This window comes from Bartonella sp. HY038, from assembly GCF_014117425.1.
Taxonomy (GTDB): domain Bacteria; phylum Pseudomonadota; class Alphaproteobacteria; order Rhizobiales; family Rhizobiaceae; genus HY038.
The window spans coordinates 1764860-1782251 of record NZ_CP059725.1 but is presented as its reverse complement, the minus strand read 5'-3'; the positions used below and the strand labels follow the sequence as shown (position 1 = coordinate 1782251).

The following is a 17392-nucleotide window of genomic DNA, read 5'->3' as shown; positions in this document are numbered from 1 at the left end:
CATTGCTAGGCGGTATTTTTATTTTGTTATTAGTTTTTAAAAATCCGAAAGCTTCGTTTTATTGGCTAAAAAAATTGCAATTATTAAAATCTTTTATTGCTTTTTAAATCGATTTAAATAACATTGATTTTACGCAAGCATTATTTTTGTGAGATCAGGGGTTGTATTTATGGCGAATGTTTTAACGGTTACCTTTAACCCAACGGTTGATGCAGCTAGTGAAGTCGATCGTGTACAGCCAACCCATAAAGTACGCACGCGTGATGAAAGTTTTCACCCAGGTGGCGGTGGTATTAATGTGGCGCGTGTTATTCATCGTCTTGGTGGTTCGGTAAAGGCGCTTTACGCTCGTGGTGGCGTTATGGGTAGCGTTTTGGATCAGCTATTGGCAAAACGTGGTGTAGATGCTCATATAATACAAATTGCTAGTAATACCCGTATCAATAATGTGATTTATGAAACATCGACTGGTATGGAATATCGCTTTATTGCCGAAGGGCCTATTTTTACCGAGGATGATTGGAAAGCCGTAGTTGACTCAGTAAAATCTGCGTCTTGGCACTGGCTTGTTGTTAGTGGTTCTCTGCCGCGCGGCGTGCCGATGGATGTTTATGATGAAATGATAGCGATTGCTCGTCAACGTGGCGGTGAGATTGTGATCGATACATCTGGGCCAGCATTGCGCCATGTGCTTGATCTTGGTGGATTGACGCTTATTAAGCCAAGTCAGGGCGAATTTGAAAACGCCATGGGACGGGAATTTAGAACCGTTGCTGATTTGGCTGAAGCTGCACATAAGCTGGTATGCCAAAAAAAGAGCCAGATTATTGCTGTTACTCTTGGGCATCAAGGCGCAGTTTTGGCGATGAATGATAAGACACTTTATTTGCCATCACCCCCGGTTAAAGTTATTAGTGCATCTGGGGCAGGTGATAGTTTTATTGGTGGCATGGTGCACGCGCTAGCTCATGGTCAATCAATCGAGGATGCTTTCCGTTTAGGTGTTGCTTGCGGAAGCGCAGCGGTGATGGAAAAGGGTACAGGTCTATGTCAGCTTCAAAATATCGAGGAGCTATTCCAATATCTTACTCCGAGCGATGGTGCATTTGCGGTTTTACCTATTGATCCAGAATAATAAAATATAGTTATGGCTCAATATCAGTTCTTGAAGTGATGCTTTCATCTAGGGGCTAACCATATTTTTTATTTTTAATGTCTTTGTTTGCAAAGGCATTAGATTTTTGGGGAATTTATTAAAGATTTGATGTCTTCAATTATTTAGAGCTTTGATTTTAATCCAGGGAATTGGTCCATCAAATAGCCTTTTAGTAAATTGATCATCTTGATATTCGGGATAGCGTTTTAATATTCTCATCGCTAAGTTAAGATTTCTGATGCTGCGCTCATCACCGCGCTGAGTATATCCTGAAAGATGAATGATAACACTAATAATATCGTCTATTTTTCCATTATCCAGGTATCCTTGATTTAAAATTGCTGATAACTCATTATATCCTGAAGGATCCATGGCTAAACAATCAACTAAATTAATTCCTATTTCATTGCGTGTCCAAATATCTGCTCCAGCCTTTATAAGAATAGCAACGCCTTCAAAATTTTGTGCAATAGCAACATCTAAAACCAGTGGTGTATCATTACTGTTTATTTGTATATAATTAGGATCGCCACCAGTTTTAAGATAAATTTTTATAAGTTCATTGATGAATATTAAATCTTCAGCCTCATCATTGCCACCACCCGGCATTCCTAAATAATTCATAAAATTCATGGGAAGACGCTTTGATGGTCTATCTACCATAGTTATGTCCGCGCCATTACCAATCAACGTATCAATTGCTTGTATATTGCGCCTCGACAAGGCATGGAAAAGCAAAGTTATTTCTTGTCCATAACGTTGATTTATTGCTCCCTGCGGAAGTTTTGCTAAATCGCTTTCGCCGATATCTTGATGTCTTTCAATTTTTTGTGCCAAATGATAGACATCACGATCATAATCACGAAACAAACGATCAGATTGTGGGGTTGGCACTAAAGTCATATGATTATAAGTTTGATATCCTATAATAAGCAATAAAATGATTGCAGCAGTTGAAAAGATTATTTTCAATATTGAATGCTTATTTTTCATTTTATAAATCTCTACAATATTAGACCTTCATTGATATTTATCTGCAATTTTGTTCAATTATTGTGGAATTTTTTTGATAGTTGAAGCCAAGCTTTTGCTGCCTCTGATAGATGTGCATTTTCTCGCCAAAGAATTACCATATGCCATGCGATCGGGTGGTCTTCAATTTCAATACGTTGCACGCCGGGATAAGGGCGGGCTTCAGCAATCATTTTAGGTAAAAATCCAACCCCCATATCTGCGGCAACCAAACCAAAGATAAAGTCTATCTGGCTTGATTTGGCTGATATTTTAGGTGCAATTCCAACTTCGGTGCAGGCATCTAAAACAATTGGTGTTAAAGCAAATTGGCTTTCAAATAAAATAAAGGGATGAATGGCAAGTTCTGCCAATGATGCTTTTTTTCGCCCTGCCGCAGCATTGTCCGACATTAAGGCGACTAAGGGCTCGTTCCGTACTTCTTGGTAGTTAAAGCCTTTGGTGGTTGGGACCAAGGTTGCCGCAAGTTCTATATCACCGTGACGCACCATTTCTTCAAGTTTTTTGCCGCCATGTTCCACAATTTCAATATCAATATTGGGGTATTGCGTTGTGTATTGTGCTAAAACAGGGGCAAATAGTACCGAACTACCAATAGGTGGTAGGCCAATACGCAACAAGCCACGCTTCATGCCTTTTATATCCGCAACCTCACGTAAAATAGCGTCTTCTTCTGCCAATATTCGCAATGCATGTTGGTGAACGCGCTTGCCAATTGCAGTAAGGCGAACGCCGTTTTTTCCGCGTTCAAGCAAGGTCACGTCATAAAATGATTCAAGCTGACTAATCGCCTTGCTGATGGTTGACTGGGTCGCATTCATGGCAAGGGCTGCGGCCGAAAAGCTGTTTAAACGTACTACTTCAACCAAGGCTTTTAACGAACGTGTATGCATGATATTCCATTTTAGAATAGTTTTGATGAAATCAATTCACTTTAAGAATAGATAATAATGATCTATATAAAAGGTCAAGGAGTTTTTGCCATGAGCCGTCGTTTATTCATTCAGTCACGCTTTTTTATGCATCGCAGTTTAATTGCACAAATGATGCTTATTGGTGCTTTTTGGCTGTTGGGTGAGGTGATCGCTCGCTATGCGCATTTACCTTTGCCTGGCGGCATTATTGGTCTTGGTCTTGTTTTAATAGCATTGGGTTTTGGCTGGCTTAGTCTTTCAAGCATGAAGCGCGGTGCCAATTGGTTATTGGCTGAAATGCTGTTGTTTTTTATTCCGGCAGTATTGGCCCTGCTTGACCATAAAGAGTTTATTGGTTTTCTTGGTTTAAAAATTCTATTAGTCATTCTTGCAGGGACCTTAGTGGTGATGAGCGTTACCGCTTTGACGATAGATCTTTGTTACCGTTGGACTTTACGTCATGAGCAGCGTTGATTTTTTCTATAATCCACTTGTGCAAACTGTTTTTTGGTCTTTGCTTACTATTGGGCTTTATTATGCTGCAAAAGCATTTTATCGCCGCTTTACCTTTTGGTGGCTAACACCGCTTGCCGTAACACCTTTACTGGTCATGGTTTTTGTGGTGCTGCTAAAAGGCGATTATGCGCATTATATCAGCTCCACCCATTGGTTAATGGCAATTTTAGGGCCCGTTACCGTTGCTTTTGCAATTCCCATTTGGCAGCAACGTGAGGTTATCCGGAAAAATTGGGTGATTTTAGCTATTGGTGTTTTTGCGGGTTCCACAACTGCCATGCTTACCGCCTATGGTTTGGCAACTATGTTGCAGTTAGATGAATCTATGCGGCTTAGTCTCTTGCCTCGTTCGATGAGTACGCCTTTTGCCATGACCGTATCAAGTGATATTGGCGGCATACCTGATTTAACGGCAATTTTCGTTGTTCTAACCGGTGTTTTTGGTGCAGCTCTTGGCGAGTTGGTTATGAAAGTTTTGCCTTTGCGCAGCAAAATTGCGCGCGGCGCACTATTTGGTATGGGCGCGCATGGCGCAGGGGTGGCACGCGCCCACCAAATAGGCGTTGAAGAAGGATCAATCGCCGGCCTTGTGATGGTGTTGGTGGGTATCGTTAATGTAATGTTGGCACCAGTGCTTGGCTATGTGCTGCATTTGCTTTAAAAACAATCAATTTTTAATCTAATTCAAAATTAAATTTTTAAAATACACATCTAAAAGAAGTTGTCTATGGGTTTTAAATGGCTCGGGCAGCATTGCTATTTGTTTTTGACATTCGTCTTCTAGTTGTTTTAACCAGCTTTGTTCTTCTTGTTTCAAGTTGGCTGCGTTTTGGTAGCGGTTTATTAGTGCTCTAATAGCCAAAGGGGGCGTGTCATGTATTTCGCCCGCTATATTAATTAGTCTGGCAAAGTCTTTTACATCAACATAATTCATTAGCGGAAATGAAATATACTGTTCCTCACTCATATTTTTGAAATCATCTTTTGATATAAAATCGATAAGTCTTCGGCTGTTTCTTAAAGTTTTTATAGCTCTTTTTGTAGTGTTAGCTTTAATTTTAGCCACTAGACTCTGAGCGCCTTCTAAATAATATTCATATCCACTATATCCATTAAATCTCAAGTCGTTTAATTCATCAAAGCTAGCAGGTATATTTTGAGCGTTTAGCGAAGTTAAATACTTAGTAAAATATTCCTCCAAACTCTCTCCATTAGGCAGAGGGTTGTAATTCATTTCGATCAATAGATTGATTTGACTTGCAACTTGTAAGATATCTCCCATTCTTGTGAATTTAAAATTTCTTAATGCCTTCATTACAGGTTGTAGGTTTTCATCAAGTTTATTCGGGTCATTAAATTGCCACCTAACTAATTTTATCCATAAAATCGAAACATCCTCAGCTTCTTTTTTTGCCTTGCGTGTCTGAAAGTCTTCTTTAAAAGATGTGATTATCGATTTTTCCGAAGGTAAAATGCCTCTTTTTACAAAATTACCAAGTTCGAATAGGTTAATTGGGTTTTGATACCAATTAAGTGATCTGTGTACCTCAGAAAAAGAAAAATTGGGATAATGGCGTTTCGAGGCTGCGGAAGCAGTATTTTTGCTCGTGTTTGAGAGGCTATCGATTACATTTTTCATTTGAGCGCTCGTGCCGAGATAAATTTCATTCGTATCGCTAATGTCGCCATTCAGATGAGCAAAAGTAATGGCTGAAATTTTTAATAGTACATCTTTTATTTGGTCATCAAAGATATGGTGGTCGTATGTTGACGCAGTTTTTATAGTCTTTAAATAATCAAATAACCTCTTAAAATTAAATAACACTGTTTTTAAACTGCGTAGATTCTTTGCTTTTGACTGTTTGAAAATTTCTAAAATATCATTTTGATTGTTTAAGATAATTTTACGAATATCATCAGCTTTTAAATTGATTATGAATTTATTTATAGCGCTTGTAATATCTGGCTTTATTTCCAAAGTTTGCCCAACAAGTTTTTCTTTAACTTGCTCGTAACTCGAAAAGCTGCGATCTTGTTGTGGGGCAGTTATTTCCTTAGCGTAATATTCTTTGAGCTTGTCTTCATCGGTAACTAAAATAACTTTTAGTCTATCATGCTCAATAAAATTATTAATGTAGCCAAAGAGGTTGGATAAGGGCAGGCGGCAGCGCTCAATATCATCAAAAATAAAAGCGGTGTTTTTAACTTTCGGCAATAATTCTTTTAAATCTTTTGCAAATTTTTTAGTATCAAAGCCAACGCCGTAGATTTGCGGTGAAGCAACGATGCTGCTCAAAAAGCTTTGTCCCAAATTTAAAGCTTTATTGTTAAGCCAACTATACGCAGCAAGAATGATACGTTTTTCAATTTCTTCAACTGTTTCTATGCCATTAAGGCTTACGTAAATCCAATTAAATTCTTTATTGCCTAAATATTTTTCATATGGTGTTAAATTTTCATATTGCTTTTTTAAATCAAAAATAAAATGGGTTTTGCCGCTGCCCCATTTGCCAGTTAGTAATACGGCAAATTGTGCGAAGTTTTCATTGTTGAGATAATCTTTAATATAGGCTGCAACTTCTGCGTTATGGGCTTGGTTTTCCATTGATAACTCTTTGCGCTTTAATGCTTAGTTTGATTGGTTATCATTTATAATGGATAATTTTACTTAATTTGCAATGGAAAAAAAACAATAAAAAACCCCGCATAAAGCGGGGTTTTCCAAAAAATATAAAGCGAAATATTAACGCTTTGAGAACTGGAAAGAACGACGAGCTTTAGCTTTACCGTATTTTTTACGTTCAACAACACGGCTATCACGGGTAAGGAAACCACCCTTTTTAAGAATAGCGCGCAATGCTGGTTCATAATAAGTAAGCGCCTTGGAAATACCATGACGAACTGCACCAGCTTGGCCTGAAAGACCGCCACCAGCAACGGTTGCAATGATGTCAAATTCACCATCACGGTTTGTTGCAACGATTGGCTGACGAAGAACCATCTGAAGAACAGGACGGGCAAAATACTTATCAAATTCTTTGCCGTTTACGATGATCTTACCTGAACCTGGCTTTACCCATACGCGGGCAACAGCGTCTTTACGCTTGCCGGTTGCATAGGCACGGCCAAGGCTGTCAAGCTTTTGTACGTGAACTGGTGCGCTTTCAACTGCAGCGGCAACAACATTGCCTGCTACTGCACCAAGGTCAGATAGGGAATTGATTTGCTCGGCCATGATTAAGCAATCCTTTTATTCTTACGGTTTAGCGCTGCAACATCGAGCGCTTCCGGCTGCTGAGCTTCATGGGGATGATTTGTGCCTGCATAAACGCGCAGGTTTTTCATTTGGCGGCGGCCTAGTGGGCCACGTGGAACCATACGCTCAACGGCTTTTTCTACGACGCGTTCAGGGAAACGGCCTTCAAGAATTTGGCGAGCTGTACGTTGTTTAATGCCACCAATATAGCCAGTATGCCAATAGTAAACTTTATCAGTAAATTTCTTACCGGTCAAAACCACCTTGTCAGCATTAATGATAATGACATTGTCACCATCGTCAACGTGAGGCGTAAAGGTTGGTTTATGTTTACCGCGCAAACGATTGGCAACAAGTGAGGCAAGACGACCAAGGACTAGGCCTTCAGCGTCAATAATAACCCACTTTTTTACCACTTCGGCTGGCTTTTGTGAAAAGGTTGCCATAGAAGTTTTCCTTAAAATAGATCCATACACAAATATGATAATAAATCATAATGAGGCAGGCTTTTTTTGTTGCTTATATTGCAGCATCACATGCTACAAAAGGTGAGGGATGTGATATCCCAATCCAGTCCTTGTCAATAAAGCGTGAAAGCTTAAAAAGCAAGCAAAATTATTTTGCAATAAAATTAATTAATATAATTAAATCAAGTTGTTATTTGTAGGGTATTATAATACCATAATAATTTTGGTTTGATTTTGCTTATTGGGGGCTAAAGTCATGGTTTATTTTACGTGTAATAGCTGAAAAAAGCGGTATAGTTTTATAAGAATCAAGGAGGATGTCTTATGGCCGATTTACTTTTAGATGATGATGAGATTTTATCAGCTCTTAATCGTGTAAAAACCATTGCATTGCTTGGTGCATCGCCCAATGCGGCGCGACCAAGTTTTGTAGTAATGGAATTTTTGTTAAGCCGCGGCTATAAGGTCATTCCGGTAAATCCGGGGCAGGCTGGCAAAGAAATTTTGGGGCAAAAAGTTTATGCCCGTTTGGCAGATATTGATGAACCAATCGATATGATTGATATTTTCCGCAATATTGATGCTGTTCCTGCAATTTTGGATGAAGTATTGGCTTTGCCCCATAAACCATTTCTTTTTTGGATGCAGCTTGGCATTGCCGATATTATTTCAGCTAAACGCGCGATTGAAGCGGGTATTAATGTAGTGATGGATCGTTGCCCCCATATTGAGTTAGAGAAATTTTCTTAAAATATAATTGTACTAATTGACGACTATTGTTGTGTTGTTTGTAAATTAAAAGGGAATATATAATGAGTGACAATGCAAAGCATTTCGACACCTTAGCAATACATGCAGGCGCTGCACCTGACCCGACAACTGGTGCGCGTGCAACGCCAATTTATCAAACAACTGCTTATGTTTTTGAAGATGCCGATCAGGCGGCAAATCGATTTGCTTTGGCAGAGGCTGGTAATATTTATACACGCATAACTAATCCCACCCAAGCGGTGCTTGAGGAGCGCATGGCAGCATTGGAGGGCGGTGTCGCAGCGCTTGCAACGGCTACCGGCCATGCCGCAGAATTTTTAACCTTCCATACTTTGATGGAGGCAGGTGATAATTTTATTGCCGCCCGTCAACTCTATGGCGGCTCGGTCAATCAATTTGGCCAAGCATTTAAATCTTTTGATTGGCAGGTGCGGTGGGCAGATGTTACAGACCCAGCGAGTTTTGCGGCGCAAATCGACGGGCGTACCAAAGCAATATTTATTGAAAGTTTTGCTAATCCCGGTGGCATTATTATTGATATTGCAGAAATTGCCAAGGTGGCTAAGGCTCATAATATTCCACTTATTGTCGATAATACAATGGCAAGCCCCTATCTTGTGCGGCCAATTGAACATGGCGCTAACATTGTTATCCATTCGCTGACTAAGTTTATTGGTGGTCATGGCAATTCTATGGGCGGTGTTATTATTGATGGCGGTAATTTTGATTGGCATAAATCAGGTAAATTTAATAAATTGACAGAGCCGCGCCCCGATTATGCTGGTCTTGTCATTGCTGATGCTTTTGGAAAAGCTGCTTTTGCATTGGCGGCGCGCGTGCTTGGCATGCGTGATTTGGGCCCAACCATATCGCCATTTAATGCTTTTATGCTGCTAACAGGAGTTGAAACTCTTTCGCTGCGTATGCAAAGGCATTGTGATAATGCTTTGGCGGTAGCTGAATATTTGCAAAATCACCCACAAGTTTCATGGGTTTCTTATGCGGGTTTGGAGGATAGCCCCTATTATGCTTTACAGCAGCGTATCGCGCCGCTTGGAGCTGGCTCGGTTTTTACCTTCGGCATTAAAGGCGGCTATGAGGCAGGTGTGAAATTTGTTGCAGGGTTAAAGCTGTTTTCCCACCTTGCTAATATTGGTGACACGCGCTCACTGGTGATTCATCCCGCCTCAACCACGCATCGTCAATTAAATGATGAACAAAAACATGCCGCTGGTGCAGGGCCAGAAGTTATCCGTCTGTCGATTGGTATTGAGAGTATTGACGATATTATCGGTGATTTAAACCAGTCTTTTGCGCAAATTTAGCTTCTGTTTCACACTCAATATAAGCTGTGTAATACAGACGGTCAAAGGTTGATTATGGGTTAAGATGGGAGGAAGCAAAATAAAAAGACAACTCCACTTAGGCAATAAAGAGGGAAAATCTAAGTGGAGTTGTCATGAAACATACTGAGCACGGGGAAGATCAGTATGTTTAGCCCAGTTACCGGGCATAGATACTTTTTATGCGGGGGACTTAAAAAGTATCAAAGGATAATCGCTTAGGAGCTATCCAAGATTTCATGTTTAGAATTAGTGCACCAAAGCTTAAAAAAAAGGGGGGGTAGTCTTTTATTTAAGCATTTTTTGTTTGGTTATCGTTGAAAACATCAACCAAACGATTTGCAATCTTTCATTTCATTCGTCTTGTTGCAGGTAAAATGCTTGAGACAGAATAAAGTTCCAACTTTTTTTTATAAAATATTCAATTTTTTTTGAAATTGGTCTGAAATGCTGACCTATTTACAAAATTATATTGAAAAATCAGAAATATCGCGGCATAAAGTTTAATGATCATTGTATCAATTAATTTACGTCATCTTGATAAGGTATTTAAAAATGGCTACGGCGTCTTCGGATCTTACATTTCAGATTCTTCCCAATGAAAATCCAGTTGGAGTTTCTGAACGTGAAGAAGTTTTAAAGAATCCAGGTTTTGGCAAAGTGTTCTCAGATCACATGGCTGTGGTGGAATGGAGCAATGAAAAGGGTTGGCATAATGCACGAATTTGCGCGCGTAAGCCCTTTGAAATGGATCCTGCAGGTGCCGTATTACATTATGCCCAAGAAATTTTTGAAGGCATGAAGGCTTATCGCAATACTGATGGTAATAATGCCAAGGTTACATTATTTCGGCCAGATCAAAATGCACAGCGTATGGAAAAATCTGCCATTCGGATGGGGATGCCTGCTTTACCTGAAAATATTTTTCTTGAAGCTGTTGAGCAGCTTGTCAAAATTGATAAGGATTGGATACCAACAGAAGAAGATGGCAGCCTTTATTTGCGTCCCTTCATGTTTGCAAATGAGAGTTTCCTTGGGGTACGTCCCGCACATAGTTTTATTTTTTGCGTTATTGCGTCGCCAGTTGGTGCATATTTTAAAGGTGAGGGTAAGCCAGTTAGCGTTTGGGTAGAAGAAACATTGACCCGCGCTTCGCGTGGCGGCACTGGCGCGGTAAAATGCGGTGGAAACTATGCCGCTAGCCTTGCAGCACAAGCAAAAGCTTATGACAAAGGCTGCGACCAAGTAGTGTTTTTAGATGCGGCTGAACATTGCTGGGTTGAAGAACTTGGCGGCATGAATATCTTTTTTGTTCATGAAGGTAATGTATTGGTGACGCCGCCACTTACGGGTACTATTTTGCCAGGAATTACCCGTGCATCGCTTATCCAGCTTGCTCATGATAATGGATTTAAGGTTGAAGAGCGTCTTTATTCTTTTGATGAATGGAAGAATGACGCGGCAAGTGGCAAGTTAAAAGAGGTTTTTGCTTGCGGTACAGCGGCGGTTATTACGGCGATTGGCACAATTCGTTATGAAGGTGGTGAGTTTGTTGTCAATAATAATGAGACGGGAGAGGTTACCCGTGCCTTGCGCAATCAATTGGTGCATATTCAGCGCGGCGAAAAGGCTGATCCGCATAATTGGGTTAAAATTGTAGCTTAATTGGTGCTAGAGTTTAATTTAAAAACACGGTTTTAGTTTTTAGATGCGCACTCTATTTAATTCTCAGTGATCGCTCTGTTGGCTATTGCTGAGAATTTTATGATTTTCTGTTTTCTTTTCAATTATTTATTGAAGTAAGCGCAGCATATAATATTGTTGTTGATATATGCCTTGCTTGAATATAATTTAAAAAAAACGTCTTTAATTTGTTGTATTGCCTTGGATGATTGGGCCGGTCATGTTATTGCCCTAATTCGATTGCAGGAATTTCTCGATATGGTTTCGACCATAAAATATCAAATGTTGAAAGGATATATTTTATTATGCCGATAGCAAAAACCCTTACCACTTTGTCGTTGTTTGCCAGCGCTGCTGCCTTGCTTGCCGCTTTCGTGGTTCCCGCATCGGCACAAAGTGCGATGGATGGCTGGAACAAGGTTTGCAGCGAACAGCAAAATGCTGAAAAAAAGAAAGTTAGTGTTTGCAACACTATGAATAATATTGTGTCTGAAACAGGCCAATATTTAACAATGATCAATCTTATCGAAGTTAAGGAAGGTGGCAAGAGCCAAAAACGCATTGGTATTCAGGTGCCAACCGGTCGTCTTATTCCTGCCGGAATTACCGTCAAAGTTGATGGTAATGCTGAAAAGACCATTCCTTACATGATTTGTAATGGTCCAACATGTATCGCTAATGATAGTTTAAGCGATGAACTTGTTGCCCAACTAAAAAAAGGTACCAAGCTTGTTGTGACGTCAGTTAACTTTCAAGGAGCACCAAATCCTTTAGAAGTGTCTTTAGCTGGTTTTGCTAAAGTCTTCGACGGTCCTGGTATGCGTGAACAAGACTTCCAAGCTGAACAAGAAAAATTGCAAAAGGCAATTCAAGACAAGCAGCAAGAGGAAGATGATAAGATGCGTGAAGCACAAGAAAAGGCTAAAAACGCTCAATAATATTATGGTGTAATCTTTGCTTGGAATTACCAATCATTGATTGCCTTATGTGTTAAATAAAAGGAAGGCATGGTATTTTGTCTTCCTTTTTTATGGTCTTTTGTTTTTTTACACGCTAAGTCACTGTTGCAAAATCCTTGCTATGCAATATGGTAAGCATCCCTTAAATTTATGATCTTGGAGTATACCGCATAGCGGTGAGCCATGGGATTAATCCCAAATAAATGTAGAAGGAAGCGATGTTTGAAAATGAATAAAAATCTAATTCGCTTATTGTTAAAATCCTTTGGTTCTAAAGGCCTTCACTACTTAACAATAATTTTTGTAATTTCGATTTTCGTCGCATTGCTTTCATCTTATGCGCCTATATTGCTTGCAAACATTATAAAAAATTTGAAAACATTCACTGTTAACAGCCATTCTTCAATAATTTTCGTCCAAATTATTGCTTTTGTTGGAATTATTGGGCTTGCTCGCTTAATGAGCCCATTAATTACGTATCTTAATGCAAAGATTAGAGCTGAAACCTATGGCTTTGTTACCGATACCTATTTAAATTATTTTAAAAAATATAGTGATGACGTAACTTTATATAAAACACCGGCACGAGTGGCGAGCCATATAAACCAAGTGAATAATGAAATATATATTATTTATAATCACCTTACCTCACAAATATTGATTCCGTTTTGCCAGTTTGTATTTTCCACTGCTATCCTTTTGCTTTTACAGCAATATTTATTTTTAATCGCCATTTATATTTACCTTGCTTTATATATGTTTATTCAACTTTATTTTTCTCGGCTCTTTGTGAAATATAAGCTTGAATTGATGGAATCTGGCCGCTCGGTTTATGATTTGCTAGAGGATTTTTTAAATAATATTAATGTAGCCGTGAGGTTTAACACGCTTAAAATTCTATCTGATGCTTTTAAATCTAAGCTTGCCGATGACCTTAAAGTTCAAAAGCCCTATTTTAAGTGTTACATAGGTTTAAGTTTTATCAATTATCTTTTGGGTTTTTTAATTGGTAATATTGTTTTATTTTACAGCTATAGCGAAGTGGTTTTTAGGCCACAAGGTATTGAGTATTTCATTATGATGAATGGTTATCTCATGATGCTGATAATGCCAATTGAACAAATTGGCGGTGTTTATACTGCGCTTAGACAATCATTTTCAGCAGTGCTGTACTTCATCAAAGAAGTTGATTTTAATGGAGAAGAGCCTCAAAAAGGCAGGATGCTGAAGACCATTGACAATATCCGTTTTATTGATTTTTCTTATGCCTATAAAGATTCTGATAATTTAATTTTTAAAAATATGTCCCTTGATATTGCGACAGGGGATAAAATTGCACTTATTGGTAAAAGTGGCCTTGGTAAATCTACTTTTGCAAAAATTTTATACGACCTTGATGTTGCAAAGCCGCAAACATTATTTTTGTCTAATGTAGATGCATTGGATTTAGCCGCCATTAATTTGCGTGATAAGATCTGTGTCATTACCCAGCATAGCTATATTTTAAATGCTAGCAGTTATTTTAATTTGCAACTTGCCAATGCCAATGCAACTATTTTAGAAATGGAAAATGCAGTAAAAGCGGTTGGGCTTTATGATGAACTTTGCGCCCTACCAGATGGTATGGATACACTGCTTGGCCACCATGGCAATTTATTATCTGGCGGCCAAAAACAACGTTTGGCTATTGCGCGGTTATTTTTGAGTAATCCTGATGTCATTATATTAGATGAAGTGACTTCAGGCTTGGATATTTCAACTGAAAAATTAGTTTACGACCAAATATATAAAGCCTTTGCTGATAAAATCATTATTAGTATTAGCCATAGGGTGCAATTACTAGATTATAGCAGCAAAATATATCAGCTGATAGATGGTCAGTTTATCTCGCAATAATTTGGTTGTACTTAAAATTGTCGTGCTATCTCGTTGGTGGTTAATCTGCCTTTGTGGATGGTGTGGGGGGATAGGTTTTATTCAAATAAACTTTTATAGCATCTTTACCCTGTAAAATCACCTCTTTGCCATTTTCGGTCATAACCAAGGTTTCAATTTCATTATCTTGACGAAGCGAGCTTAGATCTACATCCTCCGCTCGCCCAATTTTTAGGGTTTTTAAAGAAGGCAAAGATTGGAAAAAGCTTTGGTAATCATTGATTTTAGCGCCGGTTATATCAATTTCATGAACGTGACTATAAGGAGTAGGCGGTGAGGGATTATCTACTATTGCTTGTTTAAGGTTAAGGGTTTTCAGCCTTTTCAAAAGTGGTAGAAATGCTAGGTCTTTGATATGGCTTTGCGTAAGATCAAGATGCTCTAATTTTTTTAATCGACTAATTTCATAGATATCACCAAGATCAAGGTTGCGAAGGGTGAGGGTTACGCTATCAAGTGCGATTGGTTTACCATTTATAATAGGTCCGGGTGCGCCTTTGCTCACCAGAAAATCTACAAGCTCACTGCCTTCATAATATTCCCCCTCTATATTTATTGGCATGTGGATATAATAGCTTAATTCTTCATTTTTTTGGTTTGGTATTTTGCCAATATAAAGACGGCTTAGATTAGGCGGAGCGACAAACTTGCTAAAATCAATATTTTCAATGCCACGCACATCAAGAAAATCAAGCTGCTTTAAAGTTGAAATTATGCTTAAATCTTGAACTTTAGTACCAATTAAGCTCAATTTATAAAGAGATGGATGATGAGCAAGCGATGAGATATCTGTCACATCGCTATGGTTTAGATTGAGAATTCTAAGCTTTGATATTGCACTGAGTGGGGTAAAATCATAGCCTATTTTAGCTTTGTGCAAATTGAGCTCTATTAGGCTTGTCGCACCTTGAAGAGGCGCAAGATTTTGTAATTCCAACTCTTCAAGATCAATTCTCTCTAATGCAGTAAGATTTTCTAATCCTTCAAGGGATTTAACTTTTGTGCGCGATATATCGATCCAACTTGCATAAGCAGGATAACCAACTTGTGGTGCATCATCATAAAAAAGCGCCTTTTGAAAAGCGGTGCGTAAAGCTTGATTTTGCCTAAGCGGGGTTAAGTCGCTAATATTGGTTTCACTTAAAAATATACCACGTAACTTGGGGAGTGCAGCAAAAGGACTTATATCCGCAATGTCAGTTTTAGAAAGGTCAAGCAGGCGTAAATCTTTTAACTGAGATAAGGCTTCAATATGGGCAAATTGAAGCCTTGGTAAAATGATTTTATCGATGGAATCAAATTGGGTAAGTGGTGTTAGATCAGTTTTACCTTTTGCGTTTTGTGCTGAAATATTAACACATGAAATGTCTTCCATAATCACGCCATCATAACCCATCAATCCTTCATGAAAGTTAGGTTCGTCACGACCACATTTTTCAATGTTTTGACGCGAAGCCCAATAGGGCAAGCCCGCAAAGGTAACTTTTCGATCACCGCGCTTTTGCTTGAGATAACTGTAAAGCCCTTCACCAATATAGACGCTTTCTTCGCTATTTTGCGGCTCAAGAAGATTAAGCGTAATTTTGCCTTTTTTGTCGTCAAGCGGTGCTTTGCCTTTTTTTCCTTTGCTCAAAAAGCCATTTGGCTTTTAAACGCTCTTCCTCGCTAACTTCATTTTTCGGCGCAGCGCGGCCAAGCACGGTTTCAGCAGCTTTAATTAAATCCGCCCGCACATGCAAATCAAGCCCCAAAACATGGGCAGTAAGTGATAAAGCACTATGCCCACCTTTGGAGCAGCCACGGCAATTCCAAACATCTTTGCGGATATTGTAAGAAAAGCGATCCTTGCCACCACATTGCGGGCATGGGCCAGCATATTCACCATTGTGGGAAACTGTTGGCAAGCCAAGATCAGCCACACAATTGGCAATTTTTATGCTACCCGCTTCATCAATAAAAAGATTGACTATTGAACCACTCATGCTAACTATCTCCCTTGTGTGAAACGCGAGGGAAAAGCATGAGAGATAACGAAATACTTAAAGCCACGAAGCAAAATAGAAAGGCTATACTTAGTGGATTTGCTACCTTCATGGCGATACTTATCGGAAGTGGTATTTTTTACATTAGTATATTGTTGCCGTTTTACGGTTGGGCAACGAGTATTGGTCCATGGGGCTTTTTTCTGATCGTCATGCTTGCAGGAGTTTATATTTTTGCAGGTTATCACATAAGCAGATATGTTTATCCAAAGCTGCAAAGGTTCAAGACCAAAAATAAAGAGGGGCTTGGTAGTTTTCGCGCATTTAGCTTTGGCGTATTTATTGTTTTGTGCTATTTGATAGTACTTTATACTGTGCTTCACTACTATAACACGCTTTCGGAATTGGCTTTGTATCATTTCGGTTTTAAGCTGAGTGAACTCAAATATGATAGTGCTGTTAAAGTCTGTATTGCCATTTTGGCTCTGTGTACACTTATGATTGCGGTGTGGCGCGGCGCGCTGCACTCTCTCCAAGAAAAAGCACAAAGCAAACAAGCAAAAATCGCGGCAGATCAAATTATTTTGGGTAACCGTCAATTTGAATTGGCGAATAAACAATTTGAGTTGGCGACCGAAAACCTCATAGAAACGCAAAACAATAACATTGCAAAATTGCTGGTTGATGGTACAAAATTTCTGGGTAAAGACACGACAGAAGCTGAAAAAATGGCTGGTCTTGCTTGCTTGGATAATATTATTGGCGGCAAAAGTAGTTTTGTTAAACAAGCGATTGATATAATTAAATCCTCCATTATTGCTTTTAGCAGAGAAAATAATGAAGGAATTGATATTCATGATGTCAGTTACACATGGTTTTTTTATGCGATGGATATTCTTCAGAAATATTCCAGCGTGAATGATATAAAAACATCTGTTTATGGTGTGGAACTTACAGGATATTCCAAGCAAAAAGAGGATACATATTGGCCAAATCTTGAGGAAATAAATTATAAAAATTTTAGCTTTCAAGATATTGATTTTAATGACTTTCCTTCCTTTTACATCGAAACTTGTACCTTCCTTAACTGTAAAATAGACAGCGCGATTCGCTTTAAGACTAAAAAAATTAAAGACGGTTCTTCGACTGCATGGGCCAAGTCCCTTGGACAGTCTCATTTTTTGGATTGCACTTTTGTAAATGTTACAGACCAATCCTACTTTAGTTATGGTTCTCACCCTTCTGATGTGATCCATCTGTTTACTGATTGTTATTATGATGACAGTGATATGATAGGCATTGGGAAAATTAAGTTTTGCGAAAACAATGGAATTATTCCTCTGAGCCAATCCTCCTCCTCTTTTCTTTGAGTAAATCA

At 38.9% G+C, this 17392-nt stretch carries 16 protein-coding genes; 9 read left to right on the top strand and 7 right to left on the bottom strand.

All coding sequences use genetic code 11. From position 1 onward, the window contains the following. Positions 1-169 precede the first annotated feature (169 nt). Positions 170-1135, top strand: coding sequence for a 1-phosphofructokinase family hexose kinase (locus tag H3299_RS07600; protein WP_182417101.1), 966 nt, complete (start codon positions 170-172; stop codon positions 1133-1135). 135 nt (positions 1136-1270) lie between these two features. Here the strand turns inward: H3299_RS07600 and H3299_RS07595 are convergent, their stop codons facing one another. Next, a complete protein-coding gene (locus tag H3299_RS07595; RefSeq protein WP_182417100.1) occupies positions 1271-2149 on the bottom strand; it encodes a hypothetical protein in 879 nt (292 codons plus the stop codon). 53 nt (positions 2150-2202) lie between these two features. After that, a complete protein-coding gene (locus tag H3299_RS07590; RefSeq protein ID WP_182417099.1) occupies positions 2203-3081 on the bottom strand; it encodes a LysR family transcriptional regulator in 879 nt (292 codons plus the stop codon). Between the two features lie 90 nt (positions 3082-3171). Between H3299_RS07590 and H3299_RS07585 the strand changes: the two genes are divergently transcribed. Together H3299_RS07585 and H3299_RS07580 are read left to right on the top strand one after the other, a co-directional pair. Then, positions 3172-3576: a CidA/LrgA family protein gene (locus tag H3299_RS07585; protein ID WP_182417098.1), complete on the top strand. Its 405-nt coding sequence runs from the start codon at positions 3172-3174 to the stop codon at positions 3574-3576. Further along, positions 3563-4279 (top strand): LrgB family protein, encoded by a 717-nt coding sequence (locus H3299_RS07580; protein WP_182417097.1) that lies wholly within the window; start codon positions 3563-3565, stop codon positions 4277-4279. Before H3299_RS07585 ends, H3299_RS07580 begins: the two co-directional genes overlap by 14 nt. 18 nt (positions 4280-4297) lie before the next feature. Here the strand turns inward: H3299_RS07580 and H3299_RS07575 are convergent, their stop codons facing one another. The 3 genes from H3299_RS07575 to rplM form a co-directional block, all read right to left on the bottom strand. Beyond that, entirely contained in the window at positions 4298-6223 is a 1926-nt protein-coding gene (locus H3299_RS07575) for a P-loop NTPase fold protein (RefSeq protein WP_182417096.1), read from the bottom strand. Between the two features lie 138 nt (positions 6224-6361). Beyond that, positions 6362-6853, bottom strand: coding sequence for a 30S ribosomal protein S9 (gene rpsI, locus H3299_RS07570; protein WP_182417095.1), 492 nt, complete (start codon positions 6851-6853; stop codon positions 6362-6364). 2 nt (positions 6854-6855) lie between these two features. Further along, positions 6856-7320 carry a 50S ribosomal protein L13 gene (gene rplM, locus H3299_RS07565; protein ID WP_182417094.1) on the bottom strand — a complete coding sequence of 155 codons (465 nt, stop codon included), beginning with the start codon at positions 7318-7320 and terminating at the stop codon, positions 6856-6858. Between the two features lie 345 nt (positions 7321-7665). Between rplM and H3299_RS07560 the strand changes: the two genes are divergently transcribed. The 5 genes from H3299_RS07560 to H3299_RS07540 all read left to right on the top strand — a co-directional run bounded on the left by H3299_RS07560 (position 7666) and on the right by H3299_RS07540 (position 13993). Further along, entirely contained in the window at positions 7666-8091 is a 426-nt protein-coding gene (locus H3299_RS07560) for a CoA-binding protein (protein ID WP_182417093.1), read from the top strand. 62 nt (positions 8092-8153) lie between these two features. Next, positions 8154-9437, top strand: coding sequence for an O-acetylhomoserine aminocarboxypropyltransferase (locus H3299_RS07555; RefSeq protein WP_182417092.1), 1284 nt, complete (start codon positions 8154-8156; stop codon positions 9435-9437). Positions 9438-10010: 573 nt separating this feature from the next. Continuing rightward, positions 10011-11120 (top strand): branched-chain amino acid aminotransferase, encoded by a 1110-nt coding sequence (locus tag H3299_RS07550; protein WP_182417091.1) that lies wholly within the window; start codon positions 10011-10013, stop codon positions 11118-11120. Positions 11121-11443: 323 nt separating this feature from the next. Continuing rightward, positions 11444-12076: an invasion associated locus B family protein gene (locus tag H3299_RS07545; RefSeq protein ID WP_182417090.1), complete on the top strand. Its 633-nt coding sequence runs from the start codon at positions 11444-11446 to the stop codon at positions 12074-12076. A 249-nt stretch (positions 12077-12325) separates the two neighbouring features. After that, positions 12326-13993 carry an ABC transporter ATP-binding protein gene (locus H3299_RS07540; RefSeq protein ID WP_182417089.1) on the top strand — a complete coding sequence of 556 codons (1668 nt, stop codon included), beginning with the start codon at positions 12326-12328 and terminating at the stop codon, positions 13991-13993. A gap of 40 nt (positions 13994-14033) precedes the next feature. Here H3299_RS07540 and H3299_RS07535 read toward each other — a convergent pair whose 3' ends face one another. Next, positions 14034-15665 carry a leucine-rich repeat domain-containing protein gene (locus H3299_RS07535; RefSeq protein ID WP_182417088.1) on the bottom strand — a complete coding sequence of 544 codons (1632 nt, stop codon included), beginning with the start codon at positions 15663-15665 and terminating at the stop codon, positions 14034-14036. Then, on the bottom strand, positions 15631-16014 hold the full coding sequence (locus H3299_RS07530; protein ID WP_182417087.1) for a primase-helicase zinc-binding domain-containing protein: 384 nt from the start codon (positions 16012-16014) through the stop codon (positions 15631-15633). The genes H3299_RS07535 and H3299_RS07530 overlap by 35 nt, the downstream gene beginning before the upstream one ends. Positions 16015-16052: 38 nt before the next feature. Here H3299_RS07530 and H3299_RS07525 point away from each other — a divergent pair, with 38 nt between their 5' ends. Continuing rightward, positions 16053-17384, top strand: a complete 1332-nt coding sequence (locus H3299_RS07525) for a hypothetical protein (RefSeq protein WP_182417086.1) — start codon at positions 16053-16055, stop codon at positions 17382-17384. Positions 17385-17392: the final 8 nt, after the last annotated feature.

Excerpts from the sequence above, each read along its gene's own strand:
- H3299_RS07545 (WP_182417090.1), top strand. The coding sequence starts at position 11,444 with ATGCCGATAGCAAAAACCCTTACCACTTTGTCGTTGTTTGCCAGCGCT.
- H3299_RS07595 (WP_182417100.1), bottom strand. The coding sequence starts at position 2,149 with ATGAAAAATAAGCATTCAATATTGAAAATAATCTTTTCAACTGCTGCA.
- H3299_RS07530 (WP_182417087.1), bottom strand. The coding sequence starts at position 16,014 with ATGAGTGGTTCAATAGTCAATCTTTTTATTGATGAAGCGGGTAGCATA.
- rplM (WP_182417094.1), bottom strand. The coding sequence starts at position 7,320 with ATGGCAACCTTTTCACAAAAGCCAGCCGAAGTGGTAAAAAAGTGGGTT.
- H3299_RS07575 (WP_182417096.1), bottom strand. The coding sequence starts at position 6,223 with ATGGAAAACCAAGCCCATAACGCAGAAGTTGCAGCCTATATTAAAGAT.
- H3299_RS07550 (WP_182417091.1), top strand. The coding sequence starts at position 10,011 with ATGGCTACGGCGTCTTCGGATCTTACATTTCAGATTCTTCCCAATGAA.
- H3299_RS07600 (WP_182417101.1), top strand. The coding sequence starts at position 170 with ATGGCGAATGTTTTAACGGTTACCTTTAACCCAACGGTTGATGCAGCT.
- H3299_RS07560 (WP_182417093.1), top strand. The coding sequence starts at position 7,666 with ATGGCCGATTTACTTTTAGATGATGATGAGATTTTATCAGCTCTTAAT.
- rpsI (WP_182417095.1), bottom strand. The coding sequence starts at position 6,853 with ATGGCCGAGCAAATCAATTCCCTATCTGACCTTGGTGCAGTAGCAGGC.
- H3299_RS07590 (WP_182417099.1), bottom strand. The coding sequence starts at position 3,081 with ATGCATACACGTTCGTTAAAAGCCTTGGTTGAAGTAGTACGTTTAAAC.
- H3299_RS07525 (WP_182417086.1), top strand. The coding sequence starts at position 16,053 with ATGAGAGATAACGAAATACTTAAAGCCACGAAGCAAAATAGAAAGGCT.
- H3299_RS07555 (WP_182417092.1), top strand. The coding sequence starts at position 8,154 with ATGAGTGACAATGCAAAGCATTTCGACACCTTAGCAATACATGCAGGC.
- H3299_RS07585 (WP_182417098.1), top strand. The coding sequence starts at position 3,172 with ATGAGCCGTCGTTTATTCATTCAGTCACGCTTTTTTATGCATCGCAGT.
- H3299_RS07580 (WP_182417097.1), top strand. The coding sequence starts at position 3,563 with ATGAGCAGCGTTGATTTTTTCTATAATCCACTTGTGCAAACTGTTTTT.
- H3299_RS07540 (WP_182417089.1), top strand. The coding sequence starts at position 12,326 with ATGAATAAAAATCTAATTCGCTTATTGTTAAAATCCTTTGGTTCTAAA.